Genomic DNA, 18,898 nt, shown 5'->3' on the forward strand with positions numbered 1-18,898 from the left:
AGCAGCTATTTTTTGCTCTGATTTAAAAGTCTCAAGACGAGCTGCTCTCTTGAAAATACTCTTCCAACGTGATCCCCCGCGACATGATTTCCTCCGCCGTCTCTACTCCAACATAGCGCAGGTGCCACGGTTCATAGGCATAGCCGGTAATGTCCTCCTTGCCCTTCGGATACCGGATGATAAAGCCGAAAGCCGCGCATTTTTCCGCGAGCCACATGCCCTCCGGCGTATCCGCAAAGGTCTGTTCCAGGCGGGTTGCCTGATCCAGGCCGGATACATCCATCGCCAAACCCGTTTGGTGCTCACTTTTCCCTGGAACCGCGCTAAAGGCAGCCGCATGTGCCTCCCCTTGCGTTCTCACATACGTTTCATAGAGTGATTTTTGTGTTTTATACGAGCGGTAGCCCGATACCGCATACAGTTCAATCCCGTCTTGCTTCGCCTGGGCGAACAGCGCTTCCAGCGCTCTTGCCGCCGGTTCCCGCAGCAGGCGCTTTTCCACTTTATCCTTAAAGGGAAACGGCACATTCGGCTCTGTCAGATCCGATGGCACATAATCCGAAGGTAGGGCACGCTGTTTGTTGACGATGACATACAGCTCCTCTGGATTCGTCACTGTCGGGATCCCTTCCACTGTCTGGATCGTCTCTTCCATGCTTGGCTTGTGGGCTGCACTGCTGCCTTGGCCATGCCCCGTCGACGGCTCCTCTGCTGGTGTTTCTGTCCCGCTGCTATCCCCAGTTGAAGCTGGTTGGGAGACCTGCTCCTTTTTGCTAGACAAAAAATCCAGCGACGGCGCTTCACATCCGCTCATGAGTGTCGCCATGCATACCGCTGTTGCCATTGCCAAGCCTGAAACCTTCTTGTTCACTGTAATTCCCCCTGTTTTTGCAGGTCCTTATGTAGATTGTTAGTTTTATCATGCCACGCCGGTAAAAAAAATGGTCAACTGCCGTAGCCACACCATGATTACGGCAGGATGACCAAATTGCTGACCACGGGCCGTTCTCGTCCGCCCGATGGCTTGTTCAACAGCTTTCCATTGTAGTAAAAAGCACTGGAGCCGCCCCCATCCAGGTTGTAGGCGTCTACTACGTGAAATTCCTGCAGTTTTTTCTGTGCTTCCTCCAGTGTTACCCCTTTGCTCCAGCCCTCTCTTCGTCCGTCAATGACGATGACGAGCAAATCCCCATTGTCAAAATGACCGATCAGAGTGCGCGGTTGACGGCTGTTCGCCCATTGGCGCGGAATCGGCAGGCGCTTGCCGTTCTCCAGCAGTCTCGGCAAAAAGCTGGCACCCTGCAGGATGCCCTGCTGTGTGATTTGCTCCTGCGTGGTGATTTTGGTTCCAACCAGATGCCCTTTCTTATTGAAGCCGACGAAGCTGAGGTTCTGGTCATTGGAGAAGGTGCGGATCTTCCCATCGACTACCGTGATTCCAAGCGGCACCAGATAGCCGTCGTTGTCCGTCCGAAAACCTCCCGCATTGACCGCAAGCACAGCATTCATCCGTTTCCCGGCCTTGCTGGTGGTCTCCCCTTTGCTTTTCACCGAATTGTTCGCCAGCACCATTTTCAAGGCATTCGGGTCCTTCAGCCTCACTTTTGCCATGTAGCCGCGATAGCCCGCCTCGGTCAGCGAGTACACCTTCACAGTAGAATTGGCGCCAAAGTGTTGACCGATCGGTTTGCCCAACATATTCGACAATATCGTATCCAATACATCTTCAGACTGTTTGGTCTGCGAGATGCTGGCTGCAAGCAGTGTATCAAGTTTCTGATTTTGCTGCTCGTAGTCCTGCTTCTCCTTCTCCGCAGCTTCGCGGATTGCCTGGAGAGCAAGCTCGGTTCCTGCCAGCTTTTCCTTCGTTTCATCGAGCTTTTCCTGCAGCATCGAGACCTGCTCGTGCGGCTGTTGGACAGGCAGAGCCAATCCCTCGAAGGAAAGCTTTTCGACCGGATTGGTTTGGGAAAAGGCGACTAAAAACCCAAGTGCAGGCGCCAATAGAAAGGCGAAGAAACGATTGACCTTACCAAGCACGGGCCGCATCCTCCAGCTTTTTCAGGGAAGCTTTCAGTTCTACCAGCTGCTTGTTCAACTGATCAATTCGCTCCTGCAGGGCTTGTTTGGTCTTGTCGGTTCCCCCGATTGTCTCACCAGTCATTTGCAGCTCTTCTTGAATGTTCGCCAAACCGCTCGCTACCTTTTCCATTTCATCCTGGACGAGCGTAATCTGCTCCCCCATCGCCTGCATCTGCGCTTCATTTTCCTTTTGCACTTGTGCGATGCGAAGATCGACTGCCTGTTGCTGCTTGTCCAACGTATGCATCGCGAAGGCGTATCCTCCGTAGGCAAGACCCGCCCAAAGCAGAACCGCCAAGCCCGTCGGCAGCCAATTTCGTTTCCCTGTTGCTTGGGAGGGATTCAATGTGTTGAACAGACTGCTGAACAGTCCGCCCCGTCTGCGTCTTCTCTCCTGCTTCCCATCTGCTGGAAGCGGCAGTGTGGATGACGTTGTCGATGAAGCGTGTATGTACTTGTCGTTCATCGGCGCCCCTCCTTTCGATGACAAAGTTTGCGTCCCTATTATAACATATAACAAATTTCGCGCACTTCTTTGCGAATTTTGGAAAAATAAGGGGATGGCTCCTCAGTGCGAGACATCCCCTTATTGCTTATGCCGTTTTCAGCTTTTTCCGCCTAACTGCCAATCCTTTTGCAGTTGCCAATAGAGCCGCTCCAAAAAGGCAATCGGATCCTGCTCGACTGACTTGTGATCGCTCCACTCCAGTTTTTTCACAAAGCGGGCTGCAATCTGGTCGCCAAGCTCTCGTCTTTTCTCCTTGGACAGAGAGTCTAGACGTGTGATAAAGGTAGAGAGCAGCTGCCAATCCTCCCTTGTAATCGCTTGTCTTTGCCGATCTTCCAATAGGAGGGGGAGTCCGATCGCCTGGTTTTGCATCGATCGCTGCTTGCGGGACATTTTACCTTGTTCATTTTCCGACACGACAATGGTTCCGGCTACCAGATCGCCAATCCGTTTGTCCTGAGGATGGAAAAAAGAGACGAGCGCCCCGAGAAAATAGCCGCTGGGAATCGCATCGATCAATCGGAACAAATTGCGTATCGCCGCTGATAAAAAGGTAATCGGTTGCCCATTGTCGCGAATCACCCGAATTTTCATCAGCCTTTTCCCCACGGTTTGCCCCGTCCAAAACGCTTCGAGGAAAAAGAAATAGCCCGCATTGACGATAAAGAGAAAGAGGAGCAGGAGTGCAATCGCAAAATCCTTCATCTCTTCCAGCCAAAATTCATTTCTGTCCAATACGACTATACTGAACAGTACAAATACAGTAATATTAACCAATAACAGGATTCCTGTGTCTATCAGTTGAGCAGCAGCACGACTGCCCAAGCCAGCGGTTTGGAAGCGCAGCTGCACATGCTCGGGGGTTACGACAGACGCTTCCCGGTCAGCCTGTTGACTCGGTGTCCATTCGTTCATTCCTGTTGCCTTCACCCTCTCGTGATATTTTCTCTATTCAAGATACATATTTTTTCGTCTGCAAAGGAGGCCATTTCATGGATTTAACATCGTTTTGGCATACGCATAAAGCTTCTTGGGCTGAACTGGAACAATTGGTCGAGCGATTTCAGAAAAAGAACCGCGGCATTCAGGCGGCCGACATCGACAGGCTGACGCTGCTTTACAAGAAAGCCTCAGCGCATCTTGCTTATGTGAGGTCGTATTATCCAAGCGACGAGCTGACCCAGTATTTGAATCAGCTAGTCTCACGGGCGCACAACCTGACGTATAAGCAGCAAGCGACAAGCTGGCAGCAAATCACTTATTTTTTCGGCACCCATTTTATCCTTTTGATCCAAAAAAGGCTCACGTTCATGGCGATTGCCGCCTTCTTGTTCGTGATCGGGGGGATCTTCGGATACGCAGCAGTCATGATTGATCCACTCAATCTGTACTATGTCCTGCCGGCAGGAATGGCGGAGCAGATCGACCCGGCACGCCTGGGCGAAGGGCATGATGCCATCAACAGCCCTGTCGTCTCTACCATGATTATGACCAATAACATGCGCGTTGCCATTCTCGCGTTTGTCAGCGGCGTTACCTTCGGACTGGTACCGATCTATCTCCTGCTGTTTAACGGACTGTTGATCGGTGCCTTGGCCGCCGTCTATCAGCAGGCAGGCAGCAGCTACGCCTTCTGGGCTTACATCCTGCCGCATGGAGTCATTGAGCTGACCGCCATCTTCATTGCAGGCGGCGCCGGTTTGTACATGGGCTACCGCATGCTGGTTCCCGGCCGCTACGCCCGGAAGTACCAGTTCCTGGAGGCTGTCAAAGAATCCGCGCAGCTGCTGCTTGCAACTCTGCCGCTCTTCTTTATCGCCGGTGTGATCGAAGGCTTTATCACTCCTTCCACCACCCTGTCCTTGGAGACGAAGTACGGCGTTGCGATCGTCACCCTGCTGGTGCTCGTGGTCTGGTATCTTTTCGGACAAAGAAGGCGCCAGACTCAAAGCGCCTCTCTCGATTTAATCTCCAAATAAGTGTTGACTACACTTAGTGTCAATTGATCGGACGGGACATCCAACACCTGGATGCCTGCTCCGGTCATTTTTTGTTGGAAGGCTTTGCGATCCAGTCTAAATCGCTGCGCCAATGCTTTTTGATAGGCCAAGCGGCTGTTCCTTACCTCTGTCTGGCTCCACCCTGCCAAGAGCGGGTCCGCCAGGGAGAGCAGCAGCAACAGATGGGATCGGCGCATTCGCCAGAGGTAGCCGCTCAGCTGATCCTCGATCAGATAGTTTTCCATGTCGGAGAAGAGCGCAATCATGCTCCTTCGCTTTTGCTGGCGATGGAGATAAGTGAGCGCTTTGGCTGGATCAGACTCGACGAAATCACTTTTGAGATCGTACGTGGCTTCTACCAGCGTGTGCAGATGGGCAAGACCGCGTCCCGGCGGAATATACAGCTTGATCTCATGGGAATAGGCCATCAGCGCTACTTGATCTCCTTGCTTGAGGGCGACTGCCGCGAGAGTCATCGCAGCTTCCAGTGATATGTCCAGCCGCGTGCGATTGTCCAGCTCCACGCCCATCAGCCTGCCGCAGTCCAATACAATCGTGACGACCTTCCCTTGCTCCGGTCGATACTGGTTGGTCATCAACCGGCGTGTGCGCGCAGACGCAGACCAGTTGATCGTCCGCGGATCATCGTCTGGCACATAGTCGCGAATCGCATGAAATTCCGAGCCGCTGCGAGCACGTCGCAGAATTTTTTTCCCGTCCACGATCAGGCTTTCTTGCAGCGAAGCCAGATACCCGCGAACCGCCGTTAAATCCGGATAGATCTTGATGGTCTGCTCACAGGCAAAACGGCTCTGCCTGGACCAAAGTCCAAGCCGCCCCTGCCAGCGAGCATACAGCCAGGAAAACGTGTACTTGCCCCGCTCTCGTGCCCGCGTCATGTAGACTACTTTGCTTCTTCCATGTGCCCATACCCCGCGCAGCCTGCCGCTCTCATCAAAAGAAAGCGGCAGGTCATCGGTTAGCTCATAGGGGACTTTCCGACCTGTCTGCTGTTCGATCTCGATCTCAACCTCAAATACATGGCCTATATCAGATTGTTGCGGAAGAATTCGCCTGATCGAAAAATCCTTTTTTCGCGGCATAGTGATCCAATCGACGACGCTTGCGATGAGGAGCAAGCCATTGTATATCCAGAAAGCTCGGTATCCCCAGCCCAGCACGAAGCCTCCCATGACCAGCGGCAATCCGATCACGATCAGAAGCAGCAGGCGGCTGGTCGGCAAAACAAAGCGGTCTTGCAGAAAATCAGCGAGGTACTGGAATGGCCGCCAGCGTTTCGTCGATGATGTGGTCACTGGTACCGCCCTCCAATTCCACCTGTGGTGAGAGAATCAAGCGATGGCGCAATGCCGGTCTCGCCACAATCTTGACATCATCGGGTGTGACGTACATGCGGTCGTCCAGCAAGGCCCACGCCTTGCTCGCCATCAGAATCGCGATTCCAGCCCGTGAGCTTGCGCCGAGCAGCAGGCGTTTCGTCTCCCTCGTTTTGCGAATCAGGGTGGTAATATAGTCCAGGATCGATTCCTCTACGACCACTTCGCCAAGCTTTTGTCTTGCTGCCAAAATTTCATTCAGTCCAACAAGCTGCTCCGTTTTTGGGGCGGATTCCCCTCCATACGGAACGTGCTGAGCGAGGATCTGTTTTTCCTCCTCATGGGAAGGATACTTGACATGCAGTTTAAACAAAAAGCGGTCAAGCTGTGCTTCCGGCAGCACATACGTGCCTTCGTACTCGATCGGGTTTTGGGTCGCTACGACAAAAAATGGATCAGGCAGCGGATAGGTGACACCGTGGATCGTCACTTGCTTTTCCTCCATCGCCTCCAGCAAAGCCGCTTGCGTTTTTGGAGGGGTGCGGTTAATTTCATCTGCCAGCAGCAGGTTGGAGAAAACCGGTCCGCGTACCGTCTCGAATTGGTTTTGCTGCATATTAAACACGACATGCCCGATGATATCGCTCGGCATCATGTCCGGAGTAAATTGTACGCGTCTGCTCTCCCCGCCGATCAGTCCGGACAAGGTGCGCACCATCTTGGTTTTTCCAATCCCGGGAACGCCTTCCAGCAGAACGTGTCCGCCTGCCAAAAGGGCTGCTACCAGCAGGCGAATATTCTGCTGCTGCCCCACCAGTTCCTTTTCCATCTCTTTTATCAATTGTTCCACGTATCTTGTCACTCCTTCTCCAGGCGTTTGATGATCTCATCCAGCAAAAGACTGTCTGCCAGCAGTTGCTTCGGCGTGTACTTCATTCCGGACTTGGCCTGCTCCAGCCGATGCAGCACACTTGCCATCTGTTCGCTATCCTTGATGCTCCATTTGCTCCTCGCCATGCTGATGATCTCATGAGGCTCTGCACGTTGTTGAATACCCCAGCGGTCATGGAGCATCTGTCTCAGATACGCCTCCCGATGGCGCAGCGCATCCAGTGCCAGGCGCCTGCGTTCGTACCAGCTCGCCACCGCAAGCAATGTCTCGTCTCCGCGGCGAACAGTCCACTCCCGCAGCGTATAGATCGGTCCGAATCTCTTCCCGCGCCACCAGATCCCGAGAAGAAGGAGCAGGCCAAGCTGGGCAAACCCTGCTATCAGCCACCCAGGATAAATAGCGAAGATGCTGGGCTGTTCCCGATAGCCGTGATGATATTCGTCCATCCAGACGACAGACCAATTCTCTTGCAAGAAGGGCCAGACTGCTTCAAAATGAGAATGCTTCGCAATCTGTCCGTTGCTCATCCACTCCGGAACCAGAAAAAGGGTAACAGAGCCATCCCCGACCTCTGTACGTCCTGCAAGAATGCCTTCTTCATCATAAATGAGCGTTTCCATATCCGGGTCCTCTTCCAGCCTCGCCGCCGTATTGGCTACACCGACCGCGTCTTGGGCGAGATGAGTCCCCTGAATGTTGTGCTGCACATTCCCTTTTTCCAGAGAACGTACGTAGAAGGAAGCTTCCTCCCAATCCTGCGGCTCCTCGTCGAACAGAATCAGATCATTCCCGGCGGCCACCCAATCCAGCAGCTCTTCCCGTTCACTCTCTCCCAAACCATTCGGTTGAAGCGAGATCAGCACCTGTCCCTCTTGCGGGGGCAAAAACGTCATCGGCTGCCGCCATTCCCTGACACGCATTCCCTTTTCCTGCATCAGCATGACAATGGCTTTGCTCCCATCGGCTTGTGCGGACGCCGAGACGTATGGCGGATAGGTAGGTACTCCCGGCTTGACCACAAAGACCCCGATCAAAAGCAAGAGCAACAGCGCGACGACAAGGGCCACGCGATAGGTACGCAAACTACCCATGATGTCCCTCCTCACGCCAGATCTGTTCCAATTCATTTACATGCTTCCAAAATACCTGTTCATCGATCTCCTTCTGTCCGTACCAGATCTGTTCAAAGGTGCGCGCATGCCTGCGAAAAAGCTCCTGCATGGCCGGGTGGTTGTACCGGATCTCATCCATATACTCCCAGTTGGTTTTCCACTGCTCGATCCGAATCCAGGATTTCGTTTGCAGGTAAACCAGCAAGGCCAGAAACAGATGGCGAACGGCCTCCCGCCACTCTTCTCGTTGCGCAAGCTGTCTTGCTTCCAAAAGATAGTCTGTATGGGTGCGAATTTTCTCTCCTTGGGTAAACAATGCCCGCTCTTTTCTGGAGTGTAGCATCAGCTTGCGGGAGGTCCAGTAAATGAACGCAAGCAAGACGAGTATCGCGACCACGACAACCGTCGTAGAGACGGTCCCGGCGGCTTCCGTAGGCAGATCGACCCGTTCGAACACCTGGGCAATCAGCTCTATCAAATAATCCAACGCTTTTTCGATCCAACCCTCTCCCGCTTTCGACGATTGGGTGAATTCGTCAGTGGAGAGGATGTCGATGAGCCGCTCTTTGTCCTCTGACCACCTGGGGACATTACTCATGCTGCTCTCCCGACATTTGAGCAGGAACGGTCGCAGGCTCTTCGATCGGCTGCTGGTTCAGCAATGCCTGCAGATCAGTCCCCTCTTTTCTGACGCGCAGGTCCAGGTAGGCAAGCGCGTATACGATCATCATCCAAGGCATCAACAGGCAAGTAACCAGGATCTGCAGCAGACTGCTCACCAGCGATGTCCCTAATGCTCCTGCCAGCATGATTTGCATTCCGCCGGATAGCGTGGAATAAATCACCATCAAAACAAAATACAAGGCAAAGAGACGCCAGAAATTCCCTTTTGTCAATTTCCAGCTCTTACTTAGTCCGACTCCCTCTTCCTCCAACAGCACATAGGGCAGGTAAAAGCCCCAGCGAAGGATGAAGAAGCCAGGAACGAGCATGACTCCCACAAGAAAAACCAGATAGGCAACCAGAATCAGCAGGACAGCCAATATGGAGCCTACTTCATCCGTGCCTGAAAAGAGCCCTTCAAACGAAACGCCTATGGCGACTGCACACAGGAAAAAGAATAGTACGCAAAAAAGCGTAAAGGCAAAAAAGATCCCGATCATGATCAATATGTACAGAATCGTACTTCCTGCCAGGGGCCAAAAACGGCTAAAGGATTGGCGCAGGGCCGGCATGATCCCGATCGTACGGCCCTCGACTACCGCTCTGGTCATCAGCAAACTCGATCCCATTAGCTGTGGATAGGAAACCAGTGTTGTAATGGGCAGAATGAGAAATAAATAAACAAGGACCAGGGCAATGCTCTCCGTTAAAAATGCATCCGAACTGGTAAAGCGCTCGGCGAGGGCTTCCCAGAATTCTTCCTCAGTTGTCTCCTGGTACAGAAACGGCATGCTCGTAAGGTCCATCAGCATTAGATTTTGCAGCAGCAGCAAGGGGCCGAACAGCAAAAGGGCCAACAGAAAAAAGGCACCGAAGTGTTGGCGGTACACGGAAAAACTTCGGTCCAGCAGCTTCCCTACTCCCATAGGTGCTAGCGGTGTTTGATTCATTGCGAAACCTCCATGTCTCTATTTGAGATTACCCGATCATTATACACGATTTTCCTTTCTTTTTTATAAATTCCTTCCACTCCCCACGAAATTTGTCAGAATGAGGAAAATCGTCCCATTCTTCTACTGGACGTGATTTGCAATTTGCCGTACTGTTAGTTCATCCAAAAATATTCCAAAAACGGAGGTGGCATGATGGACCTCGCTCATGTCCTGTCTTTCCTAACCGTCTCGATTCTGCTCACTCTGGCGCCAGGTCCTGATATCTTGTTCGTCATTGCGCAAAGCATGTCCAATGGCCGCAAAGCAGGAATCTGGACGGCGCTCGGTTTGGCTAGCGGAGTCATCGTTCATACCCTTGCGGCTGCCTTGGGGATTACAGCCGTCCTCTACAGCTCTGCCTTTGCTTTTCAACTGATGAAGTATGCGGGGGCGGCCTACCTGCTCTGCCTGGCCTATCAAGCTATTCGCGAAGGCAATAGCCCGCTTGCTGCGGCCACCGTAAGCAAGCAAAGCGGCTTCAAGCTGTACCGTACGGGAATTCTTATGAATGTGCTGAATCCCAAGGTCTCCTTGTTCTTTTTGGCCTTTTTGCCTCAGTTCATCACACCTGGCACAGGCGACGAGCCCTTCCAGATGATGGTCCTGGGTGTTGTCTTTATGCTGCAAGCGGTCGCACTGTTCTCCCTCGTCGCGGTATGCGCCGGCCTGTTCGGCAACAAGCTGCTCGGCAAACCTCGGCTCGGCAAATTCGTCAATTACGGAAAAGCCCTGCTGTATGCTGCCATCGGGATACGGCTTGTCCTGTCAGAAAAATAAGAAAAGCGTCTACTCCCAATTTTGCCCGCACCGGGTATATGTCCATGACTGCTCCTGCCTTGTTGAATAGGATATAGCATGCATAGAGGGAGGTGTCATGAATGAAAACGGCCAAGGCCGGCAAGAAAAAAAACACTCGTTCGGCTAGACGCTCGTCTGATATTATCCGCGCTCCTGCATCCTCAAAGGGCAGCAGGCCGCGTCCGCTGCGCATCCTTGTCCGTGCTCCAAAGGTTCACGTAACGACCCCTGCTCCACAACTGACGGTCACGCCATCGACACCTGCTGTCCAGGTAGAGGCTCCTACGGTTCATGTTCAGGCTCCAAAACCGCTAGTCATACCCGCTCCGATCGTCAAAGTGGAAGTTGAGCCGGAAGAAAACCCGGATCTGGAAAGCATTAAAGCGCTTCGAAAAGAACTCAGCAAATGCAAAAAGCATAATCAGACAGTCGAGCTGTTGTTAGCTGCTGACCTCGGAACGCAAGGTAGACAGTATCGAATCGGACATTTGCTGCGCGTAGAGGAAGGCATCATTGCGCTGCGCACATTGTCCACACAGGAAAGGCAAGGAATGACTGTCTTGATTCCTTTGAATCGAATCGTGGCCGTCATTCCCGATACTCCCTTCTCCTAGTTAGTTGCGCTCTCCTGGCGACATATGGAAACCTTTTGCCCACTTCCTAAAGTGTTTCACGGAAAGTGGGCTTTTGGATTCTCTATGAATATTCAATGAAGTCCATCCCAGACCGCCCGGACTTCATTTGCTACCCGGTCCCAAGCAAATCGTTCGAGAGCCAATTGTCGACCCGCAGCTCCCATTTTTCTTTGCAGATCCCGATTGGACAGAAGTTGATGAAGCTTCTCGGAAAAAGCCAGGGGATCTTCTGGCTGCTCCACCAAAAGGCCGTTGCCTCCGATGATAACCTCCGCATTTCCTCCCCTTTTGGTGGTCACAAAGGGAAGGCCTGCTGCCATCGCCTCATAGTGGACACGTGCCAATGGCTCCTCCCATTGCGATGGGCAGACGAAGATATCTCCAGCCCAAAACCAGTGATGAATCTGTTCGGCTGGTACAAAGCCGGTCGTCACAACCGGAACGGGAGAGCGGTCAGCCAGTGATCGGACGTAAGCAACGTAGTCACTCACTTTATCCACACTGTACCAGGACCCTCCGACCAGTACGAGGGCGATATTGGAATGCCGTTTGCTCAAGTCATTCATGGCACGAACCAGAATATCAGCACCTTTTTTCGGTGTCAGTCTGCCGACAAACAAAATGACTTGTTTTCCATTTAACTGATGCTGGCTTCTTAATGCTTGGCGAACCTGACGGGCATTCTGCGACTGTTCCCAAGGGTGAAAGGTCTGCAGATCAACGCCCGAATAGATCGTCCGCAGCTTGCTCGCCGCTTCTGGAAACAGAGCGGCTATAACGCTGCCTACATAGTCGCTGACGGTAACGATCCGCTCTACTTCCTGGATGGCCTTCACGGCTTCCTCCCGTGAAATTTTCGAAGCGTCGAACATATCATTGTGCATGCTCAATACCAATCTCGCTTGTGGACAGAGCTCCCGAATGAGGGGGATCAGGCGGGGACGATTGAAGACGTGAATAATATCAAAGGTTTGTGTTTGCAGCAATTGCCTGATTTCCTCTGCATAAATTTCAAACACACCCTGACCGTTCACCCGTATATAGCGCACATTGCGAACCCGTTCATCAGCAGGAAGCATGGGATCTGTCGTCCCAATCACAGTTATATCGTGGTGTTTGCCTAGCTGATCTACAATTCCTGCGATATAGGTTTGAATGGCACCGCCGCGGACTGGAGGCACGGGCAATTTTTCCGTACATATCATAGCTACCTTCATGCTGATACCCCTTTCCTCATGCCGTTCATCGCAGACCACCCGATGTTTTCACGCCGCGCTTCGCTCTTGGTCTTCGGGCAGGATTTCGCGTCACGCGGCGCTGAGGACCTGCTGCTTTGCTGTAGGAGTGGCGCCGTGCAGCAGAAGGCTTTCTCGTCTTGCCAACAGATGTTGTTGCTTGTTTCGGTCTGGACGCAGGGCGCCCTGACACCGCCTTCTTCTTTGCTGCTTTTTGCGGTTGATTGACCCCACCCCTGATTGTTCGAAGCGTTGTTTTCGAACTGCTTGCTGTACGTTTCGTCCGACTGGCTACGGTAGTCTTTTTCCTATTCGCGGATGATACTCCGGTCTTGGTCCGGGCACCCGTGCTACTTCGCTTTAGCTTCGATTTCCGAGTCGCACTTGCCAAAAACGGGAGCAGATCAATCACATTAGCTTCAGGTGGCATGCTTTGAGACCTTTGTGGGCTGCGGGACAAAGTCCGTTCCAGTTTCTTTGAAATAGAAGCTATAGATGCAGCGATAGTTGCGGTGTCGCGCACTGTGGACAGGGTTGGTTTTTTGGTCGTTGCTTCGGTTGTTTTGACTTTCTCCTCTTTCTTCCGTTTGACGAGCGGAACCGTTGCTTTTTTCTCCGCTGCCGGCACGGCTTCTCGTTTTACAGGAGCACTTTTTTGTTCGCTCTTTTTCTTGCCGGACTCCACGGATGCAGCTTTCTTGCTGATCTCTGCAGATGCAGCTTTTTTGCTGGTCTCGACGGGTGCAGCTTTTTTGCTGGTATCTGCTGATGCAGCCTTTTTGTTGGTATCTGCTGATGCAGATTTCTTGCGCACGGTGTCTGCTGCTGTTTTTTGCGGCAGCAGGATCCATTTTTTCGCTTCCCACGTAATCTTGGATGGAACTTGAACTTTTTCCGACGTTTCCGGTGTTTCCGGCACGCTGACCTGATCGTAAGCGCCTGCTGCGTACTTGGATTTGTCTTTTGCCAGTTCGGCCAAGGCCTGCCATTTGGTTTGATCCGTTGCCACGACCCGCTGCAGGATCGCTTCAGCCTCTGTGTTCAAAAAAGTAACCGGGTCGAAAAACATTTCTTTCAAGTGCTTGTAAAACTCATTTGGCATCGCCATGTCGATCAGCAGAACCTCGAATGATTCCGCATCCAATGGATTTGCCCGATGATACGCGTCGATCATGCCGCGCATCCAGGTGATATCCCAGACACCCATATCATCCATCGTGCTCGTAATCAACTTGCGCAAATCACGGAAGGGCAGATCATATGCTACACCATCGAGGTCGATAACCCATAGTCCGCCGGGTCCATTTTGACCATTCGACCAGCCATAATCCTGATGCACAAGCCCCCAATAAGGCTCTCCTTTTGCCACCATCCGGGCATAAGCGGATTCCTGTAATCGCCTCATTGCGTCCTGCGCCTGCTGTTCATACTGATCAATGACGGAGAGTATGGAGGCACTCGCCGCTGTATCCTTGTAAGCCTTGGCTACTTCTCGTATCCAACCAATTTTTTTAGTAATTTTTTGGTAATAATTAGGCCAGCGATACAGACGTGAGGAATTTTTCGCACCTACTGGTGGAATGTAGCCTTTGGTATGCATGTGAAACTCGCCTAATCCATAGCAAAGCTCTTCCGCGCCTACCAAATCCACCTTGGTGGCTGGTTGCAGCGCGATCCAGTCGGTGACAATCCATAGCTTGCCGCCTTTCTCCACGAACAATTTTCCATCCTTGGCTGGTATCAATGCTGGGACTCTGGCCCCTTGCTTGACCACATATTCCTGTAACCCTACGCTAAATAGACTGCGTTCCGGTCTGCGATGCAAAAGCTTGAGGCTGCGCGGTCCTTTGTTGGTCTCGATTCGCCAGATTGCTCCACCTTTATCTGGCTTGGAAGTAATCAATGTCCGACTGCTGACTGCCATATCGTAGTGCTTCATGACTTCTTCTGCCAACACGTCTATTTCCGGCGGGACGTGCATATCCCAGTCTACAGGCGTAGTGGCACTCTGTCTGGTGTCCCACGGTTGGATCAGATACTCTTCCATTTGCTTCCTCCCGTCCTGCAATTGTCATGCTGTAGTGTTCCTTCCCTATTCCTATTCAGTCCGTTTTCATCAGGAAACGGACAAATAGCCATAGCTATTCGCCAGTTCTCAAACAATTGCGGAGGTACAGTTGACATCGCCAAGCCTATTTACGACGCCAACACGCACTGACGCTTTCAACCTTTATTGCGTTAGCGAAAGGAACCTCCGAATACAGAAAAAAAAGACGCGTCCCCGACGCATCTTTTTTCAGATCGATGTTCTCTCTTTAAGATTAGTCTTCGTCTTCGTCTTCTTCTCCGTCTTCATCGTCGTCTTCTTCTCCGTCTTCTTCATCTCCATCTTCTTCTTCGTCTTCTTCTTCGTATTCTTCTTCGTCCTCTTCTTCGTCCTCTTCTTCGTTGTCTTCATCCTCTTCTGCATCTGCCCGAAATGCTCCGTCCTCGTCTTCCTCGTCCTCGTCGTCTTCGTCTTCGTCGTCTTCGTCATCGTTGTCTTCCATGACGGGATCTTCATCGCCGCGGAACATCCATTTTCTCTTTCCGCCGTCTTCGTACTCTACCTTTACCTCTACTTCCTCGATGCCATCGTCATCGTCAAGAATCCTTCTCAACTGCTCCAGTAATCTGTTACCCATGACCACACCTCCGGTACCTGATAATGTCATGTCAGCGGAGTCACCGTTGACTGTAGTACTATATGACGAATTCCTGAGCTTTGTATGAGCAGTTGTCCCTCCTTGCCGTTGTTTTTTCGCACAGGTTGCTCAATTGCCCAGCGTACATATTTGGAAACAAACTGGACAAACTTTTCATGATCAATTCAGTCTGAAGTACAAAAGGAGAAGAGGTGAAGATTTCGTTATGGAGACACTACGGGAGAAAGGATTTGCGTACCGACGAATAACACTGCTGATTTTCAGCCTCCTCCTGCTTGGCATGCTGCCGCTTCAAGCAGCGTGGGCCTACCAGGATCAGCCCTACCACTTCGGGTTCAAGAAAAGCAAGAACGGCCGACTCCCTTCAATAACGGAAGAAGGCTTCAAGCACGTAATTGACCGCCATGGTGCCATCTTTCTTGGCGACACTACCCAAAAAGAACTGTACCTGACCTTCGATAACGGCTATGAGAATGGCTATACACCGATGATTCTCGACACGCTTTATTCCCGCCATGTCCCCGCCATCTTCTTCGTCACTGGACATTATGTGAAAGATCAGCCTGAACTCTTGAAGCGCATGGTCGCAGAAGGACATCTGATCGGGAACCATTCGTGGAGCCATCCCGATATGTCACGCATTTCTAATGAAAAGATCCGGGAAGAACTCAGCAAAGTAAAAGATGCTGTTGCGCAGGCAACGGGACAAAAGGAAATGCGCTACCTGCGTCCACCCCGGGGGATATTCAGCGACCGCATGCTTGGATACAGCAAGGAACTGGGGTATACGAATGTATTTTGGTCCATCGCCTACTTGGATTGGGATGTAAAAAAACAACGCGGCTGGAAATATGCGTACGACCAGCTGATGGCCCAGCTGCATCCCGGTGCCGTGATCCTGCTGCACTCGATATCCAAAGACAACGCGGAAGCACTCGGAGCTTTTATCGATGAGGCTCACAAACGCGGATATGTGTTTAAAAGCCTGGATCAATTGCCCCGAACACAGTCTCCTCCTGCCGCTCCTTCACCTGCATCGTAATGAAAAAAGCAAATCCCGCCACCTTTTGATCAAAAGGTGGCGGGATTTTTCGATTGCGCTGCTTATTCTCGATCCAACAAGGAGGCACCTGCGATGCCGGGGTGCGTCATTTCAAACGGATCCAAAATCAGATCCAGCTCTTCTTCTGTCAGGACATTATGCTGCAGGCACAGCTCTCGTACCGATTTTCCAGTCAGAATCGCTTCTCTGGCGATGCGGGCAGCCGTCTCGTAACCGAGATGCGGGTTGACAGCAGTAATTACCCCAACACTCTTTTCCACGTATTCCTTCATGCGCTCGCGATTGGCTTCAATGCCTACAAGGCAGTACTCTGTGAAGGCGCGGAAAGCGTTGTCCATGATGCTGATGGACTGCAGCAGATTGAAGACGAGAACAGGCTCCATGACGTTCAGTTCCAGTTGACCTGCTTCCGATGCAAGACAGATCGTATGGTCGTTGCCGATCACCTGGAAAGCGACCTGATTGATGACCTCGGCCATAACCGGGTTTACTTTTCCTGGCATGATCGAGGAACCTGGCTGGCGTGCAGGCAGGGAAATTTCCCCGAGACCGGCACGCGGTCCGGATGCCATCAGACGCAAATCATTGGCGATTTTGGACATGTTCATCATGCAGACCTTCAACGCAGCCGAAACTTCTGTATAGGCATCCGTATTCTGTGTCGCATCGACGAGATGTTCGGCGCCTTGCAGCGGGAAGCCGCTGATTTCTGCCAGTGTTTGCACGACTTTCGTAATATATTTGGGGTCCGCATTCAATCCGGTACCTACTGCGGTCGCCCCCATATTGACTTCATACAGGTGCTGGCGGGATTGCTTGATCCGCTTCATGTCGCGTTCCAGGACGCGGCGATACGCTTCAAATTCCTGCCCCAGACGAATCGGAACGGCATCCTGCAAATGGGTCCGGCCCATTTTGATGACATCATCGAATTCACGCGCCTTTTCGCCAAACGCGTCATGCATCGTCTGCATGGTCACAAGCAATTTTTCCAATAGAGTCAGGGTTGCGAGATGAATAGCGGTTGGAAAGGCATCATTCGTCGATTGGGACATGTTCACATGTGTGTTCGGGCTCAGGTGGAAATAATCCCCCTTCTTCTCGCCCAGAAGCTCCAATCCTCGATTCGCAATGACCTCATTGGCATTCATATTAATGGAAGTTCCCGCGCCGCCTTGGATCGGATCCACGATGAACTGGTCATGCCATTGTCCGGAAATGATCTCTTCTGCCGCCTGTACAATCACATTCCCCAACCGAGGATTCAATCGGGAGACCTCCATGTTGGCAATCGCTGCTGCTTTTTTCACCATAGCCATGGCTATGATCAGCGAAGAATGAAGACGGTAACCGGTGATGGGAAAATTCTCTGTCGCCCGCATGGTTTGGACACCATAATAGGCATTTACAGGAATCTCTTTTTCACCCAGAAAATCCTTTTCAATTCGAAACGATTGTTGTTCCATCTTGTTCGACCAGCTTTCCTAGTAATTGTTGGTTGTATGCCACCCCCATTCTACCATAGAAACGTAAAAATAGGGCTGTTCAGATGAAACGCGATTTTCTTTTCTCCGTCCAATTGGGTAGAATGTGTATCAACATCATTTCCAAAATCGAGGGGGATACCATGAAGAAATTTTTACTCCTTCTGTTGACCGCTGCTGTCCTGCATGGATGCAGCAGTTCATCAGCACCCGCCGAACAACCCACTGAAACGCAGCCACCCGCTGCCAATGAGCCAGCGACTCCCGCGCCCACACAGCCGCAAGAACCTGCGCCCGCACCAGAGGCCGGACAAGAAGATCCCGAGCCAACTTCCGATATGACGTATGGCAACGATATTTTCCAGAAAGTTACTGTCACTAAAACGGGCGAAGACACATTCGAGGTAAAAGGACAGGCGAGGGTCTTCGAGGGTGTCGTAAATTATGTAGTAGAGGATGGACACAACGAGTTGGCTGAAGGCTCCTTCACCACCTCTGCAGGCGCTCCTGAATGGGGAGACTTCACCTACACCTTGAAAGTGAAAAAAGCAGAGCCGAATTCGACCCTGTTGCTCATCCTCTTTGAAAAAAGCGCCAAAGACGGAAGCAGAAGAATGGAACTGATCATTCCGCTGCCTGAAAAATGAACATTCACTGTGACGTATGGGTGACGGCTTTTCCCTCGTCTTTCTGCACGCACTCGAGATAGATCATCGTGCGATGAAAGCACGGAGTGAGCCTGTTCTACAGCGTCCTGGCTATCAACGCATCTATGTGGACCGGCCTGCTCACGGTCTATGTCATGTCGGGGACAGGGCGGCTACATGGCTCAAGGCATCTTTCACCGGAAGTCAGCTCTGATCGATGGCCTTTTCCTGCTCGCCAACCGCAGGCCATATGCCGGAGATCGAACAGCGCAGGACCGTGCAAAGCCTTTTTTCCGGTTGGCTGGATCGACTGGAGTCCTTCCAAGCCAGTTCGCTTGAAAAGCAGCCGAATCCCTAAGGCCCTTTTACATCGCAACAATTAAACGCCCCCTTTGACGCAATGCTTCACAGCAGCGTTCTTGGGGGCGTTTGTTTATCATTCAGATGCACTATTCCAATCCCCTTCTTTGGAACCTTCTGACTTTATGGTATAATTTGGGCGTCGTTTTTTCAGATACATAGATGGGAGGGAGTATTGTGATGAAGGAATATGGTATCGGGTGGGGGACGCTTGCCCTGATCAACGCGGGGATTGCCCAGGGAAAAAACCGCAGTGGATTCAACTGGTTTCTGCTTTCCCTGCTGCTCGGACCAATCGCAACCTTAATACTCGTCCTTGTAGAAAAAAGGCCGGAAATGTAAAAGCCCCCCTCTCCGTCGAAACGTGAACTGCACCCCGTCAAGT

The 18,898-nt window shown here is 51.8% G+C and carries 20 protein-coding genes; 7 read left to right on the forward strand and 13 right to left on the reverse strand.

Features of this window, described 5'->3' with window-relative positions:
- Window positions 1–31: 31 nt before the first annotated feature.
- From EDM58_RS17740 to EDM58_RS17755, 4 genes are all read right to left on the reverse strand, one after another.
- Window positions 32–871 carry a M15 family metallopeptidase gene (locus EDM58_RS17740; protein ID WP_183187545.1) on the reverse strand — a complete coding sequence of 280 codons (840 nt, stop codon included), beginning with the start codon at window positions 869–871 and terminating at the stop codon, window positions 32–34.
- 98 nt (window positions 872–969) lie between these two features.
- Complete coding sequence (locus EDM58_RS17745) at window positions 970–2,049, reverse strand: phosphodiester glycosidase family protein (protein WP_122914502.1); 1,080 nt, start codon at window positions 2,047–2,049, stop codon at window positions 970–972.
- Complete coding sequence (locus tag EDM58_RS17750; RefSeq protein WP_122914503.1) at window positions 2,030–2,548, reverse strand: hypothetical protein; 519 nt, start codon at window positions 2,546–2,548, stop codon at window positions 2,030–2,032. The genes EDM58_RS17745 and EDM58_RS17750 overlap by 20 nt, the downstream gene beginning before the upstream one ends.
- 138 nt (window positions 2,549–2,686) lie before the next feature.
- Window positions 2,687–3,505 carry an RDD family protein gene (locus EDM58_RS17755; protein ID WP_122914504.1) on the reverse strand — a complete coding sequence of 273 codons (819 nt, stop codon included), beginning with the start codon at window positions 3,503–3,505 and terminating at the stop codon, window positions 2,687–2,689.
- 77 nt (window positions 3,506–3,582) lie between these two features.
- Here EDM58_RS17755 and EDM58_RS17760 point away from each other — a divergent pair, with 77 nt between their 5' ends.
- Window positions 3,583–4,569: a stage II sporulation protein M gene (locus EDM58_RS17760; protein WP_122914505.1), complete on the forward strand. Its 987-nt coding sequence runs from the start codon at window positions 3,583–3,585 to the stop codon at window positions 4,567–4,569.
- On the opposite strand, the gene EDM58_RS17765 is transcribed toward EDM58_RS17760, so the two are convergent.
- Genes EDM58_RS17765 through EDM58_RS17785 form a run of 5 tightly spaced genes read right to left on the reverse strand, consistent with a single transcriptional unit; the run spans window position 4,536 to window position 9,544 of the window.
- A complete protein-coding gene (locus tag EDM58_RS17765; RefSeq protein WP_122914506.1) occupies window positions 4,536–5,906 on the reverse strand; it encodes a DUF58 domain-containing protein in 1,371 nt (456 codons plus the stop codon). The two genes, EDM58_RS17760 and EDM58_RS17765, sit on opposite strands and share 34 nt — an antisense overlap.
- Window positions 5,857–6,777, reverse strand: coding sequence for an AAA family ATPase (locus EDM58_RS17770; RefSeq protein ID WP_122914507.1), 921 nt, complete (start codon window positions 6,775–6,777; stop codon window positions 5,857–5,859). The genes EDM58_RS17765 and EDM58_RS17770 overlap by 50 nt, the downstream gene beginning before the upstream one ends.
- A gap of 8 nt (window positions 6,778–6,785) precedes the next feature.
- A complete protein-coding gene (locus tag EDM58_RS17775; protein WP_122914508.1) occupies window positions 6,786–7,910 on the reverse strand; it encodes a DUF4350 domain-containing protein in 1,125 nt (374 codons plus the stop codon).
- Window positions 7,903–8,529: a DUF4129 domain-containing protein gene (locus tag EDM58_RS17780; RefSeq protein WP_122914509.1), complete on the reverse strand. Its 627-nt coding sequence runs from the start codon at window positions 8,527–8,529 to the stop codon at window positions 7,903–7,905. The genes EDM58_RS17775 and EDM58_RS17780 overlap by 8 nt, the downstream gene beginning before the upstream one ends.
- On the reverse strand, window positions 8,522–9,544 hold the full coding sequence (locus tag EDM58_RS17785) for a DUF975 family protein (protein ID WP_122914510.1): 1,023 nt from the start codon (window positions 9,542–9,544) through the stop codon (window positions 8,522–8,524). The genes EDM58_RS17780 and EDM58_RS17785 overlap by 8 nt, the downstream gene beginning before the upstream one ends.
- A 195-nt stretch (window positions 9,545–9,739) precedes the next feature.
- Between EDM58_RS17785 and EDM58_RS17790 the strand changes: the two genes are divergently transcribed.
- Complete coding sequence (locus EDM58_RS17790) at window positions 9,740–10,363, forward strand: LysE family translocator (RefSeq protein WP_122914511.1); 624 nt, start codon at window positions 9,740–9,742, stop codon at window positions 10,361–10,363.
- 101 nt (window positions 10,364–10,464) lie between these two features.
- On the forward strand, window positions 10,465–10,998 hold the full coding sequence (locus EDM58_RS17795) for a hypothetical protein (protein WP_122914512.1): 534 nt from the start codon (window positions 10,465–10,467) through the stop codon (window positions 10,996–10,998).
- Window positions 10,999–11,090: 92 nt separating this feature from the next.
- Here the strand turns inward: EDM58_RS17795 and EDM58_RS17800 are convergent, their stop codons facing one another.
- From EDM58_RS17800 to EDM58_RS25795, 3 genes are all read right to left on the reverse strand, one after another.
- The gene (locus EDM58_RS17800) at window positions 11,091–12,236 is read right to left on the reverse strand and encodes a glycosyltransferase family 4 protein (RefSeq protein WP_122914513.1); all 1,146 of its coding nucleotides are present in this window, start codon (window positions 12,234–12,236) and stop codon (window positions 11,091–11,093) included.
- Window positions 12,237–12,261: 25 nt separating this feature from the next.
- On the reverse strand, window positions 12,262–14,301 hold the full coding sequence (locus EDM58_RS17805) for a CotS family spore coat protein (protein WP_122914514.1): 2,040 nt from the start codon (window positions 14,299–14,301) through the stop codon (window positions 12,262–12,264).
- Between the two features lie 274 nt (window positions 14,302–14,575).
- On the reverse strand, window positions 14,576–14,938 hold the full coding sequence (locus EDM58_RS25795; protein WP_183187546.1) for a DNA primase: 363 nt from the start codon (window positions 14,936–14,938) through the stop codon (window positions 14,576–14,578).
- A 226-nt stretch (window positions 14,939–15,164) separates the two neighbouring features.
- Here EDM58_RS25795 and pdaA point away from each other — a divergent pair, with 226 nt between their 5' ends.
- Window positions 15,165–16,001 carry a delta-lactam-biosynthetic de-N-acetylase gene (pdaA, locus tag EDM58_RS17815; protein ID WP_122914515.1) on the forward strand — a complete coding sequence of 279 codons (837 nt, stop codon included), beginning with the start codon at window positions 15,165–15,167 and terminating at the stop codon, window positions 15,999–16,001.
- Between the two features lie 62 nt (window positions 16,002–16,063).
- On the opposite strand, the gene aspA is transcribed toward pdaA, so the two are convergent.
- A complete protein-coding gene (gene aspA / locus EDM58_RS17820; RefSeq protein ID WP_122914516.1) occupies window positions 16,064–17,488 on the reverse strand; it encodes an aspartate ammonia-lyase in 1,425 nt (474 codons plus the stop codon).
- A gap of 161 nt (window positions 17,489–17,649) precedes the next feature.
- On the opposite strand from aspA, the gene EDM58_RS17825 reads away from it, so the two are divergent.
- The 3 genes from EDM58_RS17825 (at window position 17,650) to EDM58_RS25805 (ending at window position 18,855) form a co-directional block, all read left to right on the forward strand.
- Entirely contained in the window at window positions 17,650–18,153 is a 504-nt protein-coding gene (locus tag EDM58_RS17825) for a Gmad2 immunoglobulin-like domain-containing protein (RefSeq protein WP_122914517.1), read from the forward strand.
- Between the two features lie 177 nt (window positions 18,154–18,330).
- Entirely contained in the window at window positions 18,331–18,492 is a 162-nt protein-coding gene (locus EDM58_RS25800) for a hypothetical protein (protein ID WP_183187547.1), read from the forward strand.
- Between the two features lie 201 nt (window positions 18,493–18,693).
- Window positions 18,694–18,855, forward strand: coding sequence for a hypothetical protein (locus EDM58_RS25805; protein WP_183187550.1), 162 nt, complete (start codon window positions 18,694–18,696; stop codon window positions 18,853–18,855).
- Window positions 18,856–18,898: the final 43 nt, after the last annotated feature.

It is taken from the genome of Brevibacillus panacihumi, from assembly GCF_003710985.1.
In the GTDB taxonomy this organism is placed as follows: Bacteria; Bacillota; Bacilli; order Brevibacillales; family Brevibacillaceae; genus Brevibacillus; species Brevibacillus panacihumi.